At 39.3% G+C, this 24,855-nt stretch carries 24 protein-coding genes; 16 read left to right on the forward strand and 8 right to left on the reverse strand.

Annotation, left to right across the window (positions count from 1 at the left end; genetic code table 11):
- The first annotated feature begins 10 nt into the window (after positions 1-10).
- The 3 genes from FZF08_RS01730 (at position 11) to FZF08_RS01740 (ending at position 3,296) form a co-directional block, all read left to right on the forward strand.
- Entirely contained in the window at positions 11-1,708 is a 1,698-nt protein-coding gene (locus FZF08_RS01730; protein ID WP_159466888.1) for a GH39 family glycosyl hydrolase, read from the forward strand.
- Between the two features lie 130 nt (positions 1,709-1,838).
- Positions 1,839-2,723 carry a sulfite exporter TauE/SafE family protein gene (locus tag FZF08_RS01735; protein ID WP_159466889.1) on the forward strand — a complete coding sequence of 295 codons (885 nt, stop codon included), beginning with the start codon at positions 1,839-1,841 and terminating at the stop codon, positions 2,721-2,723.
- Between the two features lie 102 nt (positions 2,724-2,825).
- Positions 2,826-3,296, forward strand: a complete 471-nt coding sequence (locus FZF08_RS01740; protein WP_159466890.1) for an NADH-quinone oxidoreductase subunit A — start codon at positions 2,826-2,828, stop codon at positions 3,294-3,296.
- Positions 3,297-3,550: 254 nt separating this feature from the next.
- Here the strand turns inward: FZF08_RS01740 and FZF08_RS01745 are convergent, their stop codons facing one another.
- The gene (locus tag FZF08_RS01745; protein WP_159466891.1) at positions 3,551-4,315 is read right to left on the reverse strand and encodes a hypothetical protein; all 765 of its coding nucleotides are present in this window, start codon (positions 4,313-4,315) and stop codon (positions 3,551-3,553) included.
- Positions 4,316-4,454: 139 nt separating this feature from the next.
- On the opposite strand from FZF08_RS01745, the gene FZF08_RS01750 reads away from it, so the two are divergent.
- The 4 genes from FZF08_RS01750 to FZF08_RS01765 all read left to right on the forward strand — a co-directional run bounded on the left by FZF08_RS01750 (position 4,455) and on the right by FZF08_RS01765 (position 9,301).
- A complete protein-coding gene (locus FZF08_RS01750; RefSeq protein ID WP_159466892.1) occupies positions 4,455-4,973 on the forward strand; it encodes an NADH-quinone oxidoreductase subunit B in 519 nt (172 codons plus the stop codon).
- A gap of 28 nt (positions 4,974-5,001) precedes the next feature.
- Complete coding sequence (locus FZF08_RS01755) at positions 5,002-5,502, forward strand: NADH-quinone oxidoreductase subunit C (RefSeq protein ID WP_159466893.1); 501 nt, start codon at positions 5,002-5,004, stop codon at positions 5,500-5,502.
- Between the two features lie 141 nt (positions 5,503-5,643).
- On the forward strand, positions 5,644-7,332 hold the full coding sequence (locus FZF08_RS01760) for a hypothetical protein (protein ID WP_159466894.1): 1,689 nt from the start codon (positions 5,644-5,646) through the stop codon (positions 7,330-7,332).
- Between the two features lie 121 nt (positions 7,333-7,453).
- Positions 7,454-9,301: a hypothetical protein gene (locus FZF08_RS01765; protein WP_159466895.1), complete on the forward strand. Its 1,848-nt coding sequence runs from the start codon at positions 7,454-7,456 to the stop codon at positions 9,299-9,301.
- Positions 9,302-9,311: 10 nt separating this feature from the next.
- On the opposite strand, the gene FZF08_RS01770 is transcribed toward FZF08_RS01765, so the two are convergent.
- A complete protein-coding gene (locus FZF08_RS01770) occupies positions 9,312-10,019 on the reverse strand; it encodes a hypothetical protein (RefSeq protein ID WP_159466896.1) in 708 nt (235 codons plus the stop codon).
- Between the two features lie 249 nt (positions 10,020-10,268).
- Between FZF08_RS01770 and carB the strand changes: the two genes are divergently transcribed.
- A complete protein-coding gene (gene carB, locus FZF08_RS01775) occupies positions 10,269-13,112 on the forward strand; it encodes a carbamoyl-phosphate synthase large subunit (RefSeq protein WP_159466897.1) in 2,844 nt (947 codons plus the stop codon).
- A gap of 93 nt (positions 13,113-13,205) precedes the next feature.
- Here the strand turns inward: carB and FZF08_RS01780 are convergent, their stop codons facing one another.
- A complete protein-coding gene (locus FZF08_RS01780; RefSeq protein ID WP_159466898.1) occupies positions 13,206-13,445 on the reverse strand; it encodes a DUF2442 domain-containing protein in 240 nt (79 codons plus the stop codon).
- 39 nt (positions 13,446-13,484) lie between these two features.
- A complete protein-coding gene (locus FZF08_RS32240) occupies positions 13,485-13,748 on the reverse strand; it encodes a DUF4160 domain-containing protein (RefSeq protein WP_409012627.1) in 264 nt (87 codons plus the stop codon).
- Positions 13,749-13,932: 184 nt separating this feature from the next.
- Between FZF08_RS32240 and FZF08_RS01790 the strand changes: the two genes are divergently transcribed.
- Positions 13,933-14,082 (forward strand): hypothetical protein, encoded by a 150-nt coding sequence (locus tag FZF08_RS01790; protein ID WP_159466899.1) that lies wholly within the window; start codon positions 13,933-13,935, stop codon positions 14,080-14,082.
- Between the two features lie 392 nt (positions 14,083-14,474).
- Positions 14,475-15,104 (forward strand): hypothetical protein, encoded by a 630-nt coding sequence (locus FZF08_RS01795; RefSeq protein ID WP_159466900.1) that lies wholly within the window; start codon positions 14,475-14,477, stop codon positions 15,102-15,104.
- 94 nt (positions 15,105-15,198) lie between these two features.
- On the opposite strand, the gene FZF08_RS01800 is transcribed toward FZF08_RS01795, so the two are convergent.
- The 4 genes from FZF08_RS01800 to bshA all read right to left on the reverse strand — a co-directional run bounded on the left by FZF08_RS01800 (position 15,199) and on the right by bshA (position 19,077).
- Positions 15,199-15,933: a hypothetical protein gene (locus FZF08_RS01800; protein ID WP_159466901.1), complete on the reverse strand. Its 735-nt coding sequence runs from the start codon at positions 15,931-15,933 to the stop codon at positions 15,199-15,201.
- A gap of 238 nt (positions 15,934-16,171) precedes the next feature.
- Positions 16,172-16,411, reverse strand: coding sequence for a DUF4834 domain-containing protein (locus FZF08_RS01805; RefSeq protein WP_159466902.1), 240 nt, complete (start codon positions 16,409-16,411; stop codon positions 16,172-16,174).
- A 140-nt stretch (positions 16,412-16,551) separates the two neighbouring features.
- Positions 16,552-17,928, reverse strand: a complete 1,377-nt coding sequence (locus FZF08_RS01810) for an NAD(P)/FAD-dependent oxidoreductase (protein WP_310590580.1) — start codon at positions 17,926-17,928, stop codon at positions 16,552-16,554.
- Positions 17,929-17,940: 12 nt separating this feature from the next.
- A complete protein-coding gene (gene bshA, locus FZF08_RS01815) occupies positions 17,941-19,077 on the reverse strand; it encodes an N-acetyl-alpha-D-glucosaminyl L-malate synthase BshA (protein WP_159466903.1) in 1,137 nt (378 codons plus the stop codon).
- Between the two features lie 195 nt (positions 19,078-19,272).
- Between bshA and FZF08_RS01820 the strand changes: the two genes are divergently transcribed.
- From FZF08_RS01820 to FZF08_RS01845, 6 genes are all read left to right on the forward strand, one after another.
- Positions 19,273-20,154, forward strand: a complete 882-nt coding sequence (locus FZF08_RS01820) for a geranylgeranylglycerol-phosphate geranylgeranyltransferase (RefSeq protein WP_159466904.1) — start codon at positions 19,273-19,275, stop codon at positions 20,152-20,154.
- Positions 20,155-20,286: 132 nt separating this feature from the next.
- Positions 20,287-20,982, forward strand: a complete 696-nt coding sequence (locus FZF08_RS01825) for a hypothetical protein (protein ID WP_159466905.1) — start codon at positions 20,287-20,289, stop codon at positions 20,980-20,982.
- 204 nt (positions 20,983-21,186) lie between these two features.
- Positions 21,187-21,759 carry a phosphoribosylglycinamide formyltransferase gene (gene purN / locus FZF08_RS01830; protein WP_159466906.1) on the forward strand — a complete coding sequence of 191 codons (573 nt, stop codon included), beginning with the start codon at positions 21,187-21,189 and terminating at the stop codon, positions 21,757-21,759.
- Positions 21,760-21,771: 12 nt separating this feature from the next.
- Entirely contained in the window at positions 21,772-22,695 is a 924-nt protein-coding gene (locus tag FZF08_RS01835; RefSeq protein WP_159466907.1) for an EamA family transporter, read from the forward strand.
- A gap of 218 nt (positions 22,696-22,913) precedes the next feature.
- The gene (locus tag FZF08_RS01840; RefSeq protein WP_159466908.1) at positions 22,914-23,993 is read left to right on the forward strand and encodes a hypothetical protein; all 1,080 of its coding nucleotides are present in this window, start codon (positions 22,914-22,916) and stop codon (positions 23,991-23,993) included.
- Positions 23,994-24,177: 184 nt separating this feature from the next.
- The gene (locus FZF08_RS01845; protein WP_159466909.1) at positions 24,178-24,819 is read left to right on the forward strand and encodes an outer membrane beta-barrel protein; all 642 of its coding nucleotides are present in this window, start codon (positions 24,178-24,180) and stop codon (positions 24,817-24,819) included.
- Positions 24,820-24,855 lie beyond the last annotated feature (36 nt).

Here is a 24,855-nt window from a genome sequence, read left to right on the forward strand (position 1 = left end):
TTTTAATATTATGAAAATCAGTCACCTTACAAGGTCTAGCCTAACGATTATCTTACTGATTTTCAACCTACTCCAAAGTATTGCACAAGAGGTAAAAACTGTTTCAATCGAAATCGATTTAAACAAAGAAAAAGGTGCGTTAAAACCGATCTGGTCCTGGTTTGGCTATGATGAACCAAATTATACGTACATGAAAGATGGGAAAAAACTACTTACTGAAATTTCCCAGTTAAGTAAAGTCCCCGTTTATGTTCGCGCGCACAGTATGCTTGTAACAGGTGATGGCGTTGCCGCTTTGAAATGGGGATCCACCAACGCTTACACAGAGGACAAAGACGGAAAACCGGTTTACAACTGGACGATTGTTGATAAAATATTTGATACTTATATAGAGCGTGGCATGAAACCAATTGCACAGATCGGTTTCATGCCCGAAGCTTTATCTTCTCACCCTCAGCCCTACCGCCATTTTTGGAAACCTGGCGATAACTATAATGATATCTACACAGGCTGGGCTTATCCACCGAAAGACTATGAGAAATTTGCAGAGCTCGTATATCAATGGGTAAAACATTCGGTCGAAAAATATGGCAAAAAAGAAGTTGAAAGCTGGTATTGGGAACTATGGAATGAGCCTAATATTGGTTACTGGAAAGGGACTACGGAAGAATATATCAAGATGTATGATTATTCTGCCGATGCCGTAAAACGCGCTTTGCCCACTGCAAAAGTCGGCGGACCGGAAGTAACGGGACCGAATTGGGATGTTTCTGCGAAGTTTTTCAGAGCATTTTTAGATCATGTTACCAAAGGGAAAAATTATGTAACGGGTAAAATCGGTTCACCTATTGATGTACTAACTTTTCATGCCAAAGGAGCTCCAAAACTGGTTGACGGAATGGTGCGCATGGATATGGGAACGCAGCTCAGGGATATGGACAAAGGTTTTGAAATTGTTGCATCTTATCCGACACTAAAAAAATTGCCGATCATTATCGGCGAATCTGATCCGGAAGGCTGCGCCGCTTGCTCGGAAGATTTAAGTCCGCAAAATGCATACAGAAACGGGACGATGTATTCAAGTTATACGGCCGCATCTTTTGCGAGAAAATCGGATTTGGCAGAAGCCCGGGGCGTCAATTTATTAGGTGCTGTAACCTGGGCGTTTGAATTTGAAGATCAGGCATGGTTTCGTGGATTCCGTGATTTGGCAACCAATGGCGTTGATAAACCGGTTTTAAATGTTTTCCGGATGTTTGGTATGATGCAGGGAACGCGTGTGGAAGTAAAACAAAATCTGGCTTATGATTTTCTCAAAGTTCGTAACGAAAGTGTTCGGGGTGAGCCTGATATCAATGCTTTTGCTTCAAAAGACCAGAAAGAAGCAGCTGTGATGGTTTGGAATTATCATGACGATAATAAACCAGCTCCGGACGCTCCGGTGGATATTCATATCAAAGGAATTTCGGCGCAAAAAGTTTTGGTCCAGCACTACCGGATTGATCAGAAATATAGCAATTCCTATGAAGTCTGGAAGAAAATGGGCTCACCTAAAAATCCTTCCGCCGAACAAATTACGACACTTGAAAAAGCGGGACAATTACAGCTTCTGACTTCTCCCGAGTGGATAAATATCAAAAATGGAGAACTGGCTATGCAATTTCCACTTCCGCGTCAGGCCGTTTCTTTCCTAAAAATCACATGGTAAGACTTCACACTTTTCAAATCCAAAAAAATTAATTTAAGATTAATTTTACTCTATCAATTTGGTAGATTTAATAGTTTTAGTAGTTTTGCATCCTGTCACACAAATTGCAGAATTATTAATTCCGATTACCATGTTAGAAAAAGTCCTTTCGCTTAGACTTCCTACAAAACCGGTCTGGTACATTTTACCGGCTAGTATACTAGTTCTTTTTGTTAGTTTCTTATTTTTAAACGGAACAATATCTGTTACTCAGGAAGGGATCGGAACATTTCTTGCGAGCGATTTTGCATTGTATTTATTGGTAGGACTTGCAGCGCAGCTTGTTGACGGTGCATTGGGAATGGCATATGGCGTAACTTCAACTTCTTTTTTACTAAGTCTTGGTGTCACTCCGGCCGTAAGTAGTGCAAGTGTGCACGTGGCCGAAATGTTTACAACCGGTGCCTCAGCGATTTCACATTTCAGATTTAAAAATATCAATAAAAAACTTTTCAAGTCGCTTCTGATACCTGGCGTTCTTGGTGCGATTACCGGGGCCTATCTTCTTTCTGATGTCATCGACGGAGCAATGATCAAACCCTATATTGCATTTTATATGCTGATTTTAGGTGTGATCATTATTCGTAAAGCGATACAGAAAAATCTTGTTAAAAATAAAACCAAACGAATCGGAATTCTCGCTGCAACCGGAGGATTTATGGATTCTGTCGGCGGTGGCGGCTGGGGACCTATTGTTACATCAACATTGCTCGGTCAGGGACGCGATCCTCGATACACCATCGGATCTGTAAACGCAGCTGAATTTGTAATCAGTTTCGCCAGCGGCATTACATTTCTGATTTTCAATGGTGTCAGCAGCTGGCAGGTTGTACTCGGACTAATTATTGGCGGGGTCATTGCGGCACCTTTCGGAGCACTTCTTGTTGGAAAAATTAAACGCAAACCGTTGATGTTAATGGTTGGGGTACTGGTAATCGGTTTAAGTTTGAGAACTATTATTCTGAGTATCCTTTAATTTTAGCACCTGTAAATACAGAATTCCTGATACACTTTCAGCCGTCATTTGGCATGACTAAATCAAAATTCCTTAGCTTTGCAGAAACTCGTTTCTTGCCCTATGCTTAGTGATTTTGGTTATATACTTCTCTTCATAATTGCCGCAATTTCCCTCATCGGGCTCATGCTGACAATCGCACGTTTCCTTAGACCTGATCGTCCGAATGAAGAAAAACTTACTACATATGAATCCGGAGAAGACCCTCTGGGGAATGCCAATGTGCAGTTTAATGTCCGTTTCTACGTCATTGCACTTATTTTTGTCCTTTTTGAAATAGAATTATTATTCCTGTTTCCCTGGGCAGTGGTTTTTGGTAATGAGGATCTTATCGCGCAGACAAACGGCCAATGGGGCTGGTTTGCCATGGCAGAAATGACCGTTTTTGTATTAATTCTTATTCTTGGATTAGCTTATGCCTGGGCGAAAGGATATCTGGACTGGGTTCGTCCTGAACCACAGATTCCCGTTGTAAAATCTCCCGTTCCCGCCGATTTGTATAAGCAGGTTAATGAGAAATATAAGAGCGTTTGATTTTTCGTAAATTTCTAAAAACAGAATTCTAAAAAAATTCCAGGAGGCTCTGATAGAGCTGGGAATTATAGGCCGGAAACAATTTTTCTATAAACAGGAATCTCACAAATGGAGCTGTGAATTATTTAATATTAATCAATCCTGCTCGTTAGAGCATCCTGTTTATAGCAATAATTTCCCAGAGCCAAATCTTTACTCCATCGGAGTATCCTGAAAACCTCAAAATACTCCGATCCCTTTTATTCAAAATAATTTCAGTGCATTTTCCCCCACATTCTTCCCATATTTTTTGGAAAGAATACCAGACCAATCTGAGCATATAACTGGTTGGCTTTGAAAGATGGCAGATCGGTAACTTTTACATCATCCCCGCGCCATTTCCCCATTCTTGCTACGGGCAAGTGATATGATACTTTGCTGCTGATGTATACCTTGTCATACATTTTAGGAAATAAATTCATCTTGTAATCAACCCCTACTCCGGCATGCAGATTAAAACTGCCATTATGTATTTTGGCTGAACGATAACCATTTGGATTCGAAACAACCTGTGCAAAACTGGCTGTCTGATCATTTTTAACTTTAACCTGATACAACATCAGATCCCATCCAATAGGGATCAAAACATTCCAATGTGTGGAATTTACAAATTTTGGACTGGCATCCACCCCAATCCCAACTCCTCTAAAAGAACCCTTACTCACATTGTCATCGTTATTATATTTAGTAGAGTTCATTAATATCAACCGACTTTCAGCGAAGAATTTCTCAGTCTCAATTCTTTTTGCAAGCACAATGGAAGCCATCAAATTTTCGAAAGGTTTTATATTCAAAGCCTCCATCTGATTTCTAATTGCTTTGAAACTACTGTTGGACAATACCCCGAATTCTGCATAAACGGCCATACCACTCATGAATTTTTTGGGGACAGTAACGGTTGTATCCGAAATGTTCTGTGCATTTAAAATGTTAATAAAAAAAGCAGAGAAAAGAATAGTCAAAAGTAATTTGTTTTTCATATTACGATAAGTTGAAGTGTTTGCAATCTGACACAGACGAAAGCCTGTTTCTTGTCAATATTCATTACTTTTGCGTTGTGACAGATTAGTTCTTTTCTGAACAAATATTGTACCAGTGAATTTACCAAAGGCAACAAGGATGAGTGAGAGAATAAAAACCGGCGACGGCGGAATTATATTAACCAATGCTGAGGATCTTATGAACTGGGCGAGGCTTTCATCTCTTTGGCCTATGGGATTCGGACTGGCTTGTTGCGCCATTGAAATGATGGCCGCTTATGCCTCTCATTACGATTTAGAACGTTTTGGAATATTGCCGCGACCTTCCCCCCGTCAGTCAGATGTTATGATCGTTGCAGGAACTGTAACTTTCAAAATGGCTGACAGAATCCGTCGTTTATACGAACAAATGCCAGAACCCCGTTACGTCATTTCCATGGGAAGCTGCTCAAATTGTGGCGGTCCTTACTGGGAACATGGATATCATGTGGTAAAAGGTGTTGATAAAATAATTCCTGTTGATATATACGTTCCAGGTTGTCCGCCCCGACCGGAAGCACTGATTGGCGGATTTATGAAGTTGCAGGAAAAAATACGTGGAGAGCATCCGCTTGCGCCAGAATTATTTCTGGAAATGGAGGATGGTGTTCCTGCTTAATTCCTTCATCCCAAATTGAAATATCGAAATGACTTTTGAAGAAATAAAAAACATTCTGGTTGCTGTTTTTGGAGAAATGATCAGTCCGGATGAAAAAGGACTGCAACCTTCCATCACAATTCCAACTGAAAACATTGCTGAAATCTGCCAGTTTTTGTTTGAAGATGAGCGGTTCTATTTTGATTATCTGGCTTGCATCACAGCTATAGATAATGGACCTGGACTTGCTACGATGGAATTGATCTACAATCTTAATTCCATTCCATATGGCCACGAGCTTATGCTTAAAATTATTTTCCCAAGAAATACAGAAGAACAGCCTTTACCTTCTGTGTCTACTGTAAGTCACATCTGGCGTACGGCAGACTGGCATGAGCGAGAAGCTTTTGATTTGTTTGGAATTCAATTTAAAAATCATCCGGATCTTCGCCGTATTTTGCTTCCGGAAGACTGGGAAGGACATCCATTGCGAAAAGATTATAATGCTCAGCAGAAATATCATGGAATAAACGTGCGGTCTGAAAACTGAAATATTTATAATAAAACATTAATAATCAATAATTTACATTCCGGGCCAATTTCTTCACCTACTCACTGGTTTTAAATTTAACTGACAAATTTGTTTGCTTCCCAAAGGCTCAGTATTTTCCGTTATTAATTACTGATCAACATGCGAACTAAATTACCCTTAATAATTCTCGTTATATTGCTGTGCACTTCCTATTCAGGATTTGCTGTTACGGATTCTTTGATAATCAAAGGAAGAATATTGAATCTGACCGGGCGGCTATACCGACAGGCTCCATCCATTACTTTTTCGAGAAACAATATTTTACAGCCTCAATCTGAGCTTAGCAAACAGGCTCCCTTGCAGGCTGACGGTACTTTCCGCGTTTCCTTACCTATTTTATTTTCAAGTGAGGAATTCTATCTTGATTACAGCGGAAAGGCATTTACAACGTTTTTAGGATCTCCGGGCGAAGTAGAAATTACCTTCAATGGTGATTCTATTTCAAGGGCAAAAAAGCTTTTTTACTTTGCAGGAGTAAATGCTGCTGCCAATAATTTGTATCCTCAATACCTTGTTTCTCTAAACAATGCGCTGGCTGCAAACACCGTTCTGGGAACAAAATTTTATGATACATTTTGGGATAAAAGTTTTTCAGAAGCAACAAAAGCCGCCTCGGCCCGTGCGGAACTAAGGGTATCTGCTTTACTGCAAACTTCATCTTCCATTCCGGATAAACCGTTGGCCCAATGGGTGCAGTCCATCGCAGAAGACGAACGGTATCAAAATATTTATGAATATTTATTGAGCAATCAGCTTGACGTACCAAAATCTGACAGCTGGCTTATCGATTTAAAAAAACTTGCGAAAGCACCTTTGACAGCTCAGCATGTTTCCCTGGCTGGCCGGATTTCATCTTATGCAGATTTAAAAAAACAAATCTGGGCTAACGGCGCTTCACCTAAAGTTAATTCCCTTCAGGTAAGACTAATGGGAACAATGATCAAAAACAACACGCCCGGATTGACTGACGACGAAACCGAAAAACTTGATGCTATCATTGAGCGTGGAAAAGCCGAAAAGATTGAGATGGATTTTCTTAACAATCTTTACAAAAGAAATACGGTTTTACTTGATTTACTTTTTGCTTACGAAGCCGAAAGCAGACTCAATCATACGCAGTTTGATAGTACAGGTTCCGACTTTTTGAACGCCCGCTATCTGCCAAAAAATTTCTACAAGTTTTCATACAAGACTCAACTAAATCTTAACAACTACATTCAAACGCGTTTGATATCTCCACAATTCCGTCAGTCGCTAGACGAAATTGTTCGGCTGGAAGTGAAGGATAGTGTTAATATCAAAAAAATGATTTCTTTCACCAATCTGAAAGCTACACCAACGGAAGTGCTTCCGGAATATTGGCTGGCAGAATCTGACAGTCGTGGAAATGCCTGGTTCAACAGCATTACGGAACAATACAAAGGGAAAACGCTGTATATATTAAAATGGAATATCGAGGATCAAAGGAGCAGAGATGATCTGGAATATGCAGCTTCTCTACGCGCGCAATTGCCAACGGACGTAGAATTTATTTATCTTCATTTACCGACCGAGGAAAACCCGGTTTCAAATGATCTGGTTAAACAATACATTGTTAGACATCAATTAAAGGGTGTGCATATGTTTATAAATAGTAACCAGATCATCGATTTGCTGATCCGTCTTAATCCGCTTGATTCTGCAACGTACGCAATCATTAAACCAAACGGTAAATTCGATACAAAAAAAGCACCATCTCCGGGCCAGACGGAACTTGTTTTGAAAGCGATTCGTGAAGCACGAGATTAATAAAGTATCCGAATAAATTTAATTTCAATTTTAGCACCACTAAAAACACGATTAAATCTTACTACATCTAACATTCGTACGTTTATATATTATCTAATGATTTATTCATTATTATGTGCCCATGCTTAGATATTTGTTACTTTTCTTGTTTGTTTCAACCATTGCTCTGGCGCAAAGAAATGACAGCCTGAGGAATGGAGGAGTAAACATGGATAGTGTGCGATATACAAATCTTAAAATTCGTATGTCCAAAACAAAATTCTCGCGATCCGTTTACCGGTTACTTTTTAGGGACGTATATAACCAAGGAAAAAAAGGGGAAGTAAAAGCCATTGAAACTAATCCCTTTACGCCTTACGAAGGCATGGTAATCCGCAAAATCATCATTAAACAATTGGATGTTTTGGGAGAATCTGTTTATGATACCACGCGTGTCGGTAAACAGGTTGAACGCTTTTTGAGTAAAACTTTTCATACCAATACCCGGGAAAAGATCATCAGGAAATCCTTTCTGATGTTTTCGGAAGGAGATGAAATTCAGGCCAGCGTTTTAAGAGATAATGAACGTTTATTAAGAAAAAACGGGACCATAACCGATGCCCGGATCATTGTTGAACCACGGACAGATGTTACCTGGATGGCCGATATTGTTATTCTGATCCAGGATTCCTGGTCTTATAACTTTTCAGGTGGATTTAATTCATTTAACAAATTTAACCTGGGGCTGAATAATACAAACGTAAATGGGACAACCCATCAGCAGCAGACAAGAATACGTTGGGATTCCAAGGATACGCTGGATAAAAAATTTCAGTTCCGTACTATTTATACCATTCCTTACATCGGCAAAACCTTTATAACCGGCCAGGCCAGTTTTATTTATGAACGTGATCAGGAGATTCAGTCTATCGTTTTTTCGAGATCATTTCTTACAACCGAAACAAAATACGCCGGGTCATTTGATACGGGTCATGCAAAATTCAGGCAGATTAAAAGAAATATTGATAGCCTGGATGCCGAATACAAATATCAGACAGGTTATTGGTACTATGACGCATGGATTGGCCGGTCTTTTAAATTCCCATTCAAAAACTCTTCACTCAGTGAAAAATCAAGGCTTGTTTTTGCCCTTCGCCACAACCGATACAGGTATAATGAACGGCCAGAAGTAAGCGTTGACAACAATAAAATTTATTGGGACAGAAGTGCGACCATGTTGAGCCTTGGTTATTCAAACAGAAGTTATAAACGTGACGTTTTGATTTACGGTTTTGGTAGAACGGAGGACGTTCCCGTTGGAAATTTATTTTCCCTGACACTAGGTGGAGAAAACACAGAATTTGGACAAAGGGGATACGGTGGAATCCAATATGCAACTGGAAAATATTTACCAAAAAATTCAGGATATCTTTATTGGCTAGTCAATGCAGGTTCCTACTTCAAAAAGGGAGCTGCGCAACAGGGCGTTATCAGCGGACAAACCAACTATATCAGCAAACTGATTCCGTTTCGTTATAGCTATTTCCGGCAGTTTATTACCGTAAGGTATACGCGCGGGATCCGAAGAGATCCTTTGGATTATATCAATATCAGCAGAGATAACGGAATCCGGGGAATTAGCAATGATAGGCTAATTGGGACGAAAAAGTTCACGATTGGAACTGAGACCGTTTATTTTTCTGAGAAAAGTATCCTGGGCTTTCGTATTGCATACTATGCTTTTGCCGATTTCGGTTTGGTTGCCAGTGACAGAAAACATCTTTGGAATACACCCGTTTATCAGGGATATGGTTTTGGGCTACGATTGAGAAATGAAAATCTTTCAATTAATACACTTCAGCTACGCCTGGGTTACTACGTCAACATCCCGGAAAACAGTTCTCCATTCCGCTATGCCATTGAAGGTAACACGCCGTTGAGATTAAGAGATTTTGACATTTCAGCACCCGCGGTTGTTCCTTTTCAGTAAAAGTTGAAAGTCAGGGCATAAAAATTGGCCCTAAAAGAAATAGCCACAACAAATACCCTCCCAATCCGCCAACCAATCCTGCCAGCAAAAAAGTAGTTTTACTGTCGTCAGGAATAAATCGTTTATAAATTATCAAAACGACTACAAAACCTAGCACAGCCAGAACAAAGGATATCAACCAGGTATCAATTTCAAAATATCTTGCCAAAATCGTTTCGTCATTCCCATACGGAAAACGTCCGCGGCTAATAGTAAATAATAATTCCATTACATAATTGCCTGTTTCTCTCAACCAGAAAAACGCAGTAAATAATATTATCCACTGTTTTTGTGAAAGAATTTCTCCATTAAAACTTTTTCTATTGAATAGGGCAATGACAAATCCGGCTGTTCCAATAATAATCGTTAGTAAAGGACCGCCCAGCGTTATCAAAAAGTTTTCATCTTTTATTCTTTTTAATAATGCGACGTAATCCTCTTTTCGGGCAAAATATTCGTTTGTCCGGATCTTGATTCTTTCATCTCTTGTAAGGGTATCAATAAAATCGTGATAGACTGTATTCTTCCAGGTCGTATAGCCGTAACTCACACGTGCATCGTAACCTAGTAATTTTGCAGTAAAAAAGTGTCCATATTCATGAAGAATCGTAGCAATAATGGTAGCAATTAAAAATCCCAGAATAAGTTGATAAAGCAACTTATTATCAATTTCACCCATATAATTATTTATCAAAAATTAACTTTACCAAACATGATTCTGCCTGGATAACCAAACCCAATCTATCACGTGTACAAGTGCACACGGCCGTATATACTTTTTTTAGGCATTCAGTATACTTTTTCAAATATGTGAATTAACTTTGTGTAATTTTTGAACGAACCCCTTTTATTCAAGAGAAAAAAAGTATCAGGGACGCTCCTAAGTTATTAAAAGTTATTCCCAAAATTCTACAAATTACCATTTACTGTGCCCAAAAATCCGAATATCAAGTCCATCCTAATTATCGGTTCTGGTCCCATCATCATTGGTCAGGCATGTGAGTTCGATTATGCAGGTTCACAAGCAGCCCGCTCACTTCGTGAAGAAGGTATAGAAGTTGTTCTAATCAACTCTAATCCTGCGACGATCATGACGGATCCGATCAGCGCTGATCATGTGTATCTGCTTCCTTTGGAGAAGAAATATATCGTCGAGATTCTTGAAAAACATAGAGCACTTGGCAGGCCAATTGATGCCGTTTTACCAACGATGGGTGGTCAGACAGCGTTGAATCTGGCTATCGACTGCGATAAAGCCGGTATCTGGAAAAAGTATGATATTGAAATAATTGGTGTCGATATCAAAGCGATCGAAACCACAGAAGATAGAGAAAAATTTCGTCTGAAAATGCTTGAACTTGATGTGAATGTCTGCAAAGGCCGCACAGCAAGATCCTTTTTGGAAGGAAAAGAAATAGCCCAGGAAATCGGTTTCCCATTGGTTATCCGTCCTTCGTTCACACTGGGTGGAACCGGTGGCGGTATCGTGGAAAACGAAAAAGATTTTGACCAGGCACTAAATAACGGTCTGCACGCCTCTCCTACCCATGAAGTTTTGGTAGAACAAAGCGTATATGGCTGGAAAGAATACGAACTTGAATTGCTGCGGGATGGTGCGGGTAACTTCATCATCATTTGCTCGATTGAAAACTTTGACCCGATGGGTGTGCATACCGGCGATAGTATCACGGTAGCACCGGCCATGACGCTTCCTGATACCTTGTATCAGCAAATGCGTGATCTGGCTATCAAAATGATGGACGGAATCGGGAAATTTGCAGGTGGATGTAACGTTCAGTTCTCGGTAAATCCGGCGGATGATATGATTATCGCCATTGAAATTAACCCACGTGTTTCCCGCTCTTCTGCCCTTGCGTCGAAAGCAACAGGTTACCCGATTGCAAAAATCGCTGCGAAAATGGCGATTGGTTACAATCTTGACGAATTAATCAACCCGATCACAGGCAGCACATCTGCTTTCTTCGAACCTTCGATTGACTATGTAATTGTAAAAGTACCTCGTTGGAACTTTGACAAATTCCCGGGTGCTGACCGTGCTTTGGGACTACAAATGAAATCGGTTGGAGAAGCTATGGGTATCGGTCGTAATTTCCAGGAGGCTTTACAAAAAGCTTGTCAGTCACTGGAAATTCGTAGAAACGGACTTGGTGCTGACGGACGTGAACTTCGTGATGTCGATGCGATCAAATATAGTTTGCAGCACCCAAGCTGGGATCGTCTTTTCCATATTTATGATGCTTTCAAGATCGGTTTGTCTTTCAAAACTATCCAGACTCTTACCAAAATAGATGCCTGGTTCCTGCGTCAGATCGAAGAAATGATCGAATTGGAGCATGAAATTGAAAAATTTGATTTAACAGATCTTCCGAAGGATTTATTATTGACTGCAAAACAAAAAGGATATGCAGACCGCCAGATTGCACATTTACTTCAAACAAAAGAAAGTAAGGTGTATGACAGACGTAAAGAACTGGGTATCAAACGTGTTTACAAATGTGTAGATACCTGCGCAGCCGAATTTGAAGCAAAAACACCATACTACTACTCTACTTTCAATTCGTCTCAGGACATGCCTGACAATGAATCGATTGTTTCTAACAAAAAGAAAGTTATCGTTTTAGGCTCAGGCCCAAACCGTATCGGGCAGGGAATTGAGTTTGATTATTCCTGTGTTCATGGGGTTTTGGCAGCAAAAGAAGCCGGTTATGAGACGATTATGATCAACTGTAATCCTGAAACGGTTTCAACGGATCCGGATATTGCTGATAAATTATACTTCGAACCTGTTTTCTGGGAGCACGTTTTCGACATCATCGAACATGAAAAACCGGAAGGTGTGATTGTTCAGCTTGGTGGACAAACTGCCCTTAAAATGGCAGAGAAACTCGATAAATACGGTATCAAAATCATCGGAACAAGTTACAATTCACTTGACTGGGCCGAAGATCGCGGACGTTTTTCTCCTTTACTTGAAGAATTGGGAATTCCATATCCTAAATTCGGAACGGTAAGAACTGCTGATGCAGCCGTAGAACTTTCACGGACATTGGGCTTCCCGCTTTTGGTTCGTCCAAGTTATGTTTTGGGTGGCCAGAACATGAAAATCGTGATTAACGAAAAAGAATTGGAACAACATGTTGTGAAAATTCTTCGTGATATTCCTGACAATAACATTCTTCTGGATCACTTCCTTGAAGGTGCTCTTGAAGCAGAAGCGGATGCGATTTGCGACGGTGAAGATGCTTACATCATTGGCGTAATGGAGCATATTGAACCAGCAGGTATCCACTCGGGAGATTCACATGCGGCACTTCCTCCATTCGATTTGACAGATGATGTAATTCGTCAAATTAACGAATACACACGTAAAATCGCTCTGGCGATGAATGTGAAAGGTTTGATCAACGTACAGTTTGCTATTAAAAATGGAATTGCATACGTGATCGAGGCGAATCCAAGAGCTTCACGTACTGTCCCATTTATTTGTAAAGCATATCAGGAACCGTATGTAAACTACGCAACGAAACTGATGTTGGGCGATAAAAAACTGAGTGATTTCACTTTCAACCCGGTTAAAAAAGGCTGGGCGATAAAAATCCCGGTATTCTCATTCAACAAGTTTGCTAACGTGAATAAAGAATTGGGTCCTGAGATGAAATCAACGGGTGAAGCGATTTACTTCATCGATGATTTGCAGGATGATTTCTTCCAAAAAATTTACAGCGAAAGAAATCTGTATCTGAGCCGGTAGGTTTTGAGGAAAATATATTTTACAAAAAAATCCCGGCTGAAAAGTCGGGATTTTTCGCGTTTGTGCCGATTGACAATCAGGCAGATCATACCATTATTTAAATATCATTTCCTTTTCAAAGAATCCTGCAACGCTTAAATCTTCACCTAATTCAGGCCAGTAGAGTGCGTAGCCATTGATGATTTCTACGTTTTTTCTTTGAGAATAAGTTGCTCCCCTCAACAAGGGAAAATCCGAAATTGATAAGTCAGCTTGCCTCCCATCGACAAGGGTAACTCGAATTTCAACCTCCCCTATTTCAACTTTTTTAGCTTTATAATCAAAAAACTTCATATTCTACGATTTAAAAAACTCATCCCATTTTCTTAGAAATTACTCTTTATTCGTTTCAACTATTATTTGTGCTAAATTTAAATCTGGATTTTTCAGCCCATTATTTTCAAGGCAATTTACTGGATTAATTGAGAATCTTGCCTCGCCATCATTACTCCTTACGTGAACATGTGGTGGACGATGATCATTACTATAAAAGAAAAACGCAATCCAAACAAGCGTAATAATTCGGGCATGTTTCAAGTACCAAAGTAAAAAGATTTTTGCTATCAAAATAATAATTAAGTTGTTCAGCCATAACATCTTTATCTAGCTAGGAATTACCTGGTTTTAGACGCTATCCTGGAAAATGGTAACGCTGATACAATCAGACAAACAATCTGATTGATAGAATAAAATATTTAAGAATTGACGCTAGCCATTAGTCAATTTGTTATATACCAAATGATTTGTACCGTCAGATAAGAAATCAATCATCTTTATTCGTATGGATGCCATTACAAATAACAAAGACAAATCTGATAATGAGAAGATCCAACCTGAACAAAGAGTTACAACGGTGGAAAAGAAAATGGATCAAATGAAAGAAACTTTGAAGAAGTATCCAATACCGCAGGATATGATTAAAAAAATGTAATCGGTTCAAAAATAATTTTCTGATATAATGACGTCGGTATTTATCAAAGAATACTCCTGACAACTCCTGTCGTACTTCATTTGACTGCGGTTATCTACATTACTCTTACCTTTTTGTCAATCAGCGTAAATATAATTTTAGTATTCTGTTATTTTTTAAGGAAAACTTGTAATAATTGTGTAGTATTAACTTTAAGTATTTAAACGATAGATCATCATTAGGAGTATTTTTACAGTTGACCATAGAGACACAGACAGAGGTTATCTTGATTTAACAGGGAAGTACAGTTACACCATGCTTTTATGTACAATTACTATTTATAAAAAAGCAGAAACCAAAATCTATCAATCAAACTTAAAGGCGGAAAACATTCGAGTCCCTAAAACACCAAAATGAAAAAAATACTTTTTTTTAGCATTTGCCTGGTAATTTCAGTCAATTCATTTAGTCAAAATACTCAATCGCTGCCTAGCCGTCTTTTAAGTACAAATCTAGGTTTGAGCAAGGCTGGCACCGGTGATATTTATGGTGTCATGATTGGTTTTGAGTTTGAAAAACAATTTCGGTCGAAGTTATCATGGTCGACTGAGCTCGCAACAAGTATTCATGATGGCTCTGATCTATTATTGGTCAAAGTAGATAATCAGCCACAACAAGATATGTCCTATCGATACACCACTGCCGGAATACAGTTAGCAGGTAAACTTGGTTATCATTTTGTTCGAACGAGCCGAGTAGATTTAGGCATTAAATTAGGCGTATTAGCTCGCTACCAATCAACCTCGCTTTCAGACGACAGAGAAATTCTTTTCCCTGCACTTACAGGATATCCATTACCTGTAAGAATACTTAGAAATACCGAGCCTCAGCGAACGATAGCAGCGGGCGCACTGATGCAGCTTTTCGCAAGATATACTTTGAAAAAAAACATAGCTATTGGCGCAACCACTGGTTTACAAATGGATACAAACGGGGATGTGATGTTTCCTGCATTTGCTCTAACAATTGGAAAACGATTTTAGATTTCATAAAACATATCATTAAAAAATCCCGGCTCTTACCGGGATTTTTTGTGGGCTAACATTTGGTTACGTCATCCGGTATAGTCCGAACCTTTCAGTTTGGCTCTTTCTTGTTTACAAACATAAATTTGATTTTATATTGAGAAGCCTGGGCTCCTTTGTATCGATCCTCATCACCTGGATATCTGAAATATATGGCAGGATATGTTGATTCAGCAGGAACTGTGCCAATTAAAGGTCGTTCTCCTGAATCAATAGTTTCTCCCGATGCAGGTGTAATCTTCACTCTGTAACTTCTCGCAGAAGGATCATATCTGATCCAAATCGTGTGTGCACTTCCATTCGTATATGAGCCCAAATTGACATAATCGTCATCCGTTGCCGAAGCTCTGATTTTGACTTTCCCGTCCGTATCATATTTTATCCCGCCAAATTCACCAAAATGTCCGTCACCAAAAAACACAATCATGGGAACTCCTGAAATTGACGGTGTAGCATTCCAATAGTAGTAGATAGGTCTGTCTATAACCACACTTTTAGGATAAAATGCAAGATACTGTGGCCAATACCCGGACTCCGACTTATAATTGAGTTGCCTGTCCGCAGAGATTTTTAACTCCGGTCCTCTTTCGCGGGAGTACCATATCTGATCACCGACCGGATCGCCGGCTAATGTAAAATCCGGATCCGCTCCTGGTGTTGCTGAACCAAAATCAGCTTTTAAAAGATTTTCACATCGTTCAAAAGTACATCCTGAAACCAAGAGGATTATGAGCACGGGAAATAATTTCGAAAGAAATAGTCTGGAGGAAGCAAAGGTAATTTTCATGGCATTTTTAATTTGAGTGTGATGCAGAAAATATGTTCTCATCAAATTTACGTCACCATAATCCAGTAATTTATATAAATAGTTATAATGTTACTGACCGGTAAAAGGCATCAACGGTAATTTCAAAGTGGGTTTGTTTGATTTAAAATCATATCACAAATTCAGACGCGCATAAAAAAAAGCCTGAAATCTTACGATTTCAGGCTCAATTAAATTTTAATTAAAATATATTTTTCTACTACTTTACCTCTTCATAATCAACATATTCTCCTCCACGGAAACGCGAATTGTTAGCATCTGGCGGTGCAGTATCAACACGAATTCCCGGTTTGGCTTTTTGCTCATAGGCTTTTGCTTGCCTTTTTTGTTCCTTCACCAATTGCCTTCCAACCAATAAATGAAACATAAAACGGCGAAAAACCGGCACAAAAGCAATTAACAAAAAGAATATGATAAGAATATTAAATACAATTTTCATCTTTCAAAGGTTTTATATCTCTACTGTAACGTTTAATCTGTAAAAAATAACACACGAATATAACGAAAAGGTAACAAATGATCCAATAGGTTGGAAGAATGGTGCAACTTATGGACGGACGGCAAACTTCGAAGGCTGATTTATACGCCTGCCGGTTTCGCATGTTCAGGTCCCGGCTCTTCCACAAATCCAGGCGTGAGCACTTTCGGCGTTAAAATTAATCTTAGCGATTGATCAAATGTAACATAACTCCAGAACCAGTTTATGAACGTCAACACTTTATTTTTAACACCCACAATGGAAATAAGGTGAATAAACATCCAGGTCAGCCAGGCAAAAAATCCCTGAAATTTAATGAAAGGCAAATCGACCACAGCTTTATTTCTTCCGACAGTCGCCATGGAACCCAGGTCATTATATTTGAATGCTACCGGTGGTTTTTCGTCTAATGCACGCCAGATATTTTTGGCGAGTGCTTTTCCCTGCTGCATTGCAGGTTGTGCCAATTGCGGATGACCATTTTCAAATTTTCCTTCACTCATGGAAGCCACATCTCCGATCGCAAAGATATCCGGGTATCCTTGAACCCGGTTAAATTCATCCACTTTAATCCTCCCGCCTTTTGCAAGCACTTCGGGATTGATCCCTTTCAATGCATTGGCCTTTACACCAGCTGCCCAGATGAGATTATCGGTACGGATTTTCATGCCCTGCTTCGTAGTCACATGTCTACCGTCATAACCTGCAACGGATTGTCCGGTAAGGATTTCAACGCCCATATCTTCAAGATATTTCCTTGATTTTTTTGAAGACTCCTCCGACATCACAGACAGTAATTTGTCCAGACCTTCCAGCAAATAGATTTTCATGTTTGAAAAATCCAGTTCCGGGTAATCTTTGGGAAGAATATATTTTTTCATTTCCGCAAGTGAACCAGACAATTCCACGCCTGTTGGTCCGCCACCAACAATGACAATGCTCATCAATCCTTCACGCTCGTCGTCGGTATCAACGGCCAGGGCATCTTCCAGATTTTGTAAAACCCGATTTCTTATCGCCAATGCTTCCGAAACTGATTTCATTGGAATGGCACGTTCTTCGATTTCTTGCATACCGAAATAATTGGTGGTAGCTCCGGTTGCAATTACCAGAAAATCATAGGTAATCTCACCCAAAGGAGTTTCCAATGATTTCCTGCTGGTATTGATAGAAGTCACTTCTGTAACTCTGATGTGTACATTTTTTTTGGATTGAAAAGCCTTCCGAAGCGGGAAAGAGATCGAACTTGGTTCAAGTCCGGCTGTTGCAACCTGATAAAATAGTGGCTGAAACTGGTGGAAATTATTTTTGTCGATAAGGACAACCTGTAAATCATCTCGTTTGGCGAGCTCACGTGCAAGTGCCAATCCGCCGAAGCCGGCGCCTATGATTACAATTCTTTTATGGTTGGTATATGGGATATTCGGTAGCATGGTATCGGTATTTGTAGTTGACAAAACGCCCGCTACAAATACCATACCTATAACGCTTTAAACAGTAGCCTTGCTGTTTTCTATAACTCTTTCATAATAAGATTCATAATGCGGCAATATTTTCGCTACATCAAATTCCTTCGCACGGGCAAGTGCGTTTTCCTTGAATCTTGGAAGATTTTCGTCTCTCAATATATAAGCCGCATTTTTTACCATATCATCAACATCACCTACATCACTCAAAAATCCTGTAACACCAGGAATATTAAGCTCTGGTAATCCACCGGCATTGGAAGTGATCAATGGAACTTCGCAAGCCAAAGCTTCCAAAGCAGCCAGACCAAAACTTTCAGATTCGGAAGGCATCAGGAACAAATCCGCAACGGAAAGAACTTCCTCAATCGCGTCCAGTTTTCCAAGGAAACGAACATCCGAAAGCATGTCAAGATCACGACACAAACGCTCAATACGCGCCCGATCCGGGCCATCACCAACTAGCAACAATTTGCTTGGTGTAATATCACGTAATTGATGGAAAATCATGATCACGTCGTCAATTCTTTTCACCTTACGAAAATTGGAAGTATGGACGATCAGTTTTTCATTATTTGGACAAATTGCCAACTTGAAGTGATCTTTCTTTTGTCTGTTGAAACGATCCAGATCAATAAAGTTTGGAATAACTTCAATGTCTTTGGTTACTGCAAAATGCTTGTAAGTATCATTTTTCAACGATTCCGAAACGGCTGTAATTCCATCCGACTGATTGATAGAAAATGTTACAACCGGCTCGTAAGATTCATCTTTTCCAACCAGTGTAATATCCGTTCCGTGCAAAGTTGTGATCACAGGAATATGAATTCCCTGTTGTGCTAAAATTTGTTTGGCAAGATAAGCGGAAGAAGCATGCGGAATCGCGTAATGTACATGCAGCAAATCAAGTTTAGCCATTTTGACAACATGCACCATATGGCTCGATAATGCGGACTCATAAGGTGGATATTGAAATAACGGGTACGCAGGAATATTTACTTCATGATAATAAAGGTTTTCGTTGAAAAAATCCAGTCGCTGTGGTTGGGAATAAGTGATAAAATGTACCTGATGTCCCTCTTTTGCAAGCGCTTTTCCAAGTTCAGTGGCGACAACGCCACTTCCTCCGAAAGTCGGATAGCAAACAATGCCTATTTTCATAATATTAAATTTCTTTGTTCTTGGTGAAATAATTTAAGCTTATAGCCTGTAAACTTTTCGAAACAGAAGAGTTATGCATAGCTAACACAAAATCATACTTTTTTATCCCGAACAAGAAGAGAAAGATTTTATTAATTCTATAATTGACATAAAATGAATAATTTTAATGTCTGAACCTGCTTTTTATTAACCTTAATGAATGTGTCCGTAAGACCGAGAGTGCGAATTCGGGATTTTGTTGCCGGTAGTGTGCGTTTGGTTCGAATGAGCAATCTGCTCATTGTGGCCATCACACAGTACCTCACGCGTATTTTATTGATTGGCCCAAGAAGTGAATGGAAACAAATTATCAGTGATCCTGATCTTTTCATTCTTTCACTATCCACCGTATGCATTGCTGCGGCCGGTTATATTATTAATGATTATTTTGATATAAAAATCGATATTGTTAACAAACCGGAACGCGTTGTCGTCGGGCGGTACCTCAAACGCCGCTGGGCAATGGGCGCACACCAGGTTTTAAACGTTTTGGGAGCCGCGTTAGGCCTGATTGTAAGTCCGTGGATCTTTCTGGTTAATGTTATTTCAATTACCTCACTCTGGTTTTATTCCGAACGTTACAAACGAGCGCCCTTTATTGGAAACCTGATCGTCTCCCTATTGACCGGTGCAACTTTATTAATATTAACACTGCATTATCCAGCCAATCGCAAACTTGTTTTTATTTACGCCGTATTCTCCTTTTTCATTACGTTGATCAGGGAAATTGTAAAAGACATGGAAGATATTCGGGGCGACGAAGCGCATGGTTGTCGGACACTGCCTATTATATGGGGAATCCGCAGGACCAAATATTTTCTTTACGGAATAATCTTTGTTTTCGTAACTGCTCTTTTTGCTATGGCCGATAAGCTCAATAATAATGTTCTTGCCGTATTATTTCTATTACTTTTAATTCCAATCGGCTGGTTAGTTTATTCATTAACCCGCTCAGATACCCGTCGTGATTTTAAAAAAATCAGTTCTCTTTGTAAAATAGTAATGCTTTTAGGCCTGGTGACGATGCTTTGGGCGTAACTCAATTTGGCAGTCGGCGTTCAGCAGTCAGCTTTTTAGTAAAACAATCCTATGCTTATTGCAAATTATTTCGTTTAAAATCGTATTTTCATACCTGAACTAAATGAACAAATCACTTTAAAGAATCTCAAAATGATAAACAGAGTTTTACTCCTGATAGCATTTGTACTATTTACCATTACCAGTTCCTATGCCCAGGAATGTATGGGTGTGAATATGAAAGCCGGAAGCGGTTTTGATATGGCTAATTATGATGCCAAAGGGAAATTAACAAGCAGCATGACCTACAAAATTGCCAAAGTGGTACCAGAAGGCGGCATGTCTGTGATTACGATTGATATGGAGACTTTTGATGCAAAAGGCAAATCTCAGTTGAAAAACACCTATCAAATGAAGTGTAACGGCAGCACTTTGCTTTTGGATGCCAGCACTTTGATCAATGAACAGCAAATGAAATCTATTGAAAACTTCAATATGAAATTCACTTCCTCCAATATTGAATATCCTGGAAAACTGACGGTTGGGCAAAAATTAAAAGATGCTTCACTAAAAGGCGAAGGAGCTTCCGGTCCATTGGCTATGACGATGAACATTACCGTTTTCAACAGAAATGTAGAAGCGCAGGAAAAAATTACAATTCCTGCCGGTACTTTTGATGCCTTCAAAATATCTTCCGATATGAAAATGGAAACAAAAATGGGTTTTGGAATCACCGTTGATATCAATACCATTTCCTGGCGGTCACCGGGCGTTTTGTGGGATATCAAATCAGAATCTTACCGCAAAGGAAAGTTGATCAGCAAAAGCGAATTGACAAAAATTTATTAACAGAGGAATTATTACCAGCAACATACCGAAGAACGGCTTTCGATATTCCCCGAAAGCCGTTCATTTTTTATAGCTTTGCCAGATTATTTAAAACCGGGAGAGAGAAATAATTTAAGAACTTTCAATTTTAACAATATCACGGCCAATCCGAAATCTCAACTCACAACCGGGCGGCGGCCGCTTTCAATTTCAATTTTCAACTAAATGAAACGTATTGCCATTTTCGCATCAGGTTCGGGTTCAAATGCAGAGAAGATCTGTGAATATTTTGAAGGACGGGCAGATGTTCAGATTAATCTTATTTTGACCAATAATCCGCAAGCAGGAGTTATTCAGCGTGCCCGGAAATTCCAGATTCCTGTTGTTGTTTTTGATAGAAAAACCTTTTATGAAACCGAACGTGTTTTAGAAATATTGAAAAACAATCAGATCGATCTGATTGTGCTGGCTGGTTTTATGATGTTGATCCCTGCTTCTTTGCTTGAAACTTATTCCGAGAAAATGGTTAACATTCATCCGGCTCTACTTCCAAAATATGGCGGAAAAGGCATGTACGGGCATTTTGTGCATGAAGCGGTGGTTGCCAATGCGGAAAAAGAATCCGGGATTACGATCCATTTCGTCAACGAAAATTACGACGAAGGAAATATTATTTTCCAGGCTTCTTGTGAAGTTACCGAAACCGATACGCCGGACAATGTCGCAAAAAAAGTACAGGTTCTGGAACATGAGCATTTCCCACGAGTTATTGACGAAGTTGTTTCAAAACTGAATTAAGTTACCGCCACTATGTTATACTTTTTACTGGCCGTATTGTTCACCGTTGCGTTGTACATGATCATGCGCGCTTATCCGCGCCACAAGGTCAATTCCTTTCATGCAGTCGTTTTTAATTATTATTCGTGTGTCGTTACCGGACTTTTTCTTACGCCTGAACTGAAAGCTTTTCAGGAAATTCAATGGAATTCGGAAGGAACATTATTAACCTTGGCGCTTGGAACTTTGTTTGTCATCGCGTTTATGTCGATTGGATTAACGGCCCAAAAAGTAAGTGTAACAGCCGCTTCACTGGCAGGAAATATGTCGCTGGTAATTCCGGTTTTATTCGGACTTTTCATTTTTAAAAATACAAATAAAGATTTTACAGTTCTTAATTACGCCGGACTGGTTATTGCTCTGGCGGCTCTGGCCTTAGGAGCCATTCAAAAACAGCAAAAAACAACAGAATTTGAAGACGGACAACCGCTCCGTGTTTCTGTTTTTTCCTATGCCTGGCTTCTTCCGGTTTTTACATTTATGGCAAGCGGGACAAATAATACGCTGATCAATTATTTGACAATGTCGTATTACAAACCTGATCAAACAACTCTTTTTATGATCATTGCCTGTTCCGGTGCTATTCTGATCGGAACGCTGGTTTTGCTTTACAAAATTATTTTTGGGGGTGAAAAACTGGAATTGCGAAGTGTTATTGGCGGATTGATTCTCGGTGTCCCTAACTTCCTGTCGCTCTATTTTTTACTTTTAGCGTTAGGTTCTTTTGGTAACAGCGCCGCTTTTGTTTTCCCGATTTATAATATTCTCAGTATGCTGGTTTCGTCCTTTGCAGCGTGGATTTTATATAAGGAAAAATTAAATAATCTTAACAGACTGGGACTTGCTCTGGCTGTTGTAGCTATTATTTTGATTTCTTATCAGGAGTTGGGATTTTAGAATTGGGACATTTCTCGCCAATAGCAACTTTTTAATACCGGTCCGACGGCAGAAAAAGCCGTCGGACCGGTTGCACGTCGGAACACTTTTTAATATCGGACCGGGCTACCCGTCGGACGGCTTTTTCTGCCATCCGACGGGTAAGAAAACTAAATTTCCTCATCCTTGGAAACTTACAAATAGCTAAAAAAGTTATTTGAATACTTTAAAATAAAATCATGCAAAGATCAAGTGTGCTGCGTATTGGGCAGCCAAAGACCGTTTTAAACAAACGTCAAAAAGAATTTAATCAGTTATCCGAAAAAATTGAGCAGTTGGATAAATTGATTCCGGAATTGCGCAGCAGCTATTTTCTTTTGGTTGAAAGAGTACAGAAAGAATATAATCCATTAGTTATGGAGTATCAGTCTTTCCGGGTTGAGCTCGTTAAACTGATGGATCGTACGTATGAAAAAGATCTTTACAGAAAATTATATCTGACCAAACTTGGTTATCTGATCTCGGAAATATCCTTCGACCTTATCCTGAACTACAAGTTTGAAGAGCTTATGCCGCTTTTCAATAAATACAGTGATGTCGATTTTGTAACTGCCTTACGCGAGTTAAAACGTACAGATTCTCAGCTTATAGACAGCAGACTTTTAGCAGAAGAAAATGAAATTCAGGACGAGAACAACTTACCTGATCAATTTCACGAACTTGATGAAGAAGAGCAAAACCGGATTAAGGAAGAATTGAGAGCTGAAAAAGCAAAAGCATTTTCTGACGAAGCAAAGCGATTTTCCGCGAAACAGAAAACCACAAAGTCGGTTCGCACGGTTTATATGGATTTGGTTAAAGCATTTCATCCGGATCGTGAAACGGACGAAGCTGAAAAGATCCGGAAAACGGAAATCATGCAGCGTGTCACGCAGACTTATCAGGACAACAATTTGCTTGAATTGTTAAAATTACAAATTGAGTTCGAGAGAATTGATCAGGACCATCTTGAAAATCTGGGAAAGGAGCAGCTGACGTATTACAATCTGGTATTGAAAGAACAGGTTGAAGAACTGGAAAAAGAGAAAGAAGAAATTCAGCAGCAGATATCGTATCTGTGCGGTATCAATCCTCAGCATGCTAATTCCATGACGACAGTTGTTGTTAAATTTAACACCAACATTAATGAAGTGAAAGCTGAAATTAAGGAAATTAAGTTGACTTTGAAGAGATGGCAAGAACCAAGCGTTTTGAAAGCTTTTTTGAAAACATATGAAATACCAAATACAGCCGTTTTTGACGATGAAGACGATTTTTAAATGTAGCGCTTTGATATAACATGTGGATAACTTACCCCAGTTTCCCGAAAATCTCCACTATTGTAAACATTCCAATAAATAATTATTATGCTGATAACAAACTAAATAACCAAAATCTGCCTAAAACAGCCTCACTGGAACATTAATTGAATGGTACGTTTTAAATTAACTTAAACGTACCTACATGAAGAATTGTATTATTCTATTATTTGCTCTTACGCTGAGCCTTGCACAGGTTTTTGCACAGGAGAATGTTTCTATCGGACCGATTGCTGGTGTTTCACTTGCCAACTTTCACGGAAGTGCTAGTAAAACAGAAGTTAAACCAGGTTTAACCATTGGAGCCTTTTATAATTACAGCTCAAAAAAGGGATTTGGTTTCAGCGGACAAATACTATACACACAACTTGGTGCCAAAATCAATGATAAAAGAGATGAAATCAATTTGAACTACGTTCAGGTTCCTTTGCTTTTCACTTACTTCTTCGGACAATATGGTGACCGTCTTCGTCCGAAAGTATTTCTTGGACCAAGTTTAAATTTTCTTGTTAGCGCAAAAGATATAAATGGTAACAACATCAACGGCAATTCCAATAGCCGCGTTTATAACGTTTTTGACTTGGGACTTACAGGGGGTTTGGGTTTGAACTACGAACTTACACGTAAAGTATGGCTTAATTTTGATGTTCGATACGGCCTGGGTCTTTTGGATGTAACAAAAGATGCTAACAGCAATATCCAAAACCGCAACTTCGGGATCAATCTTGGATTAAGTTTTCCATTGGGTACTTACGACAAAAAAAGTGGCCGTTTGAGAACAAGATAAAATTTTACACTTCATCGACAGACAAAAAAAGCATCC

This window comes from Dyadobacter sp. 3J3 (assembly GCF_009801115.1).
In the GTDB taxonomy this organism is placed as follows: Bacteria; Bacteroidota; Bacteroidia; order Cytophagales; family Spirosomataceae; genus Dyadobacter.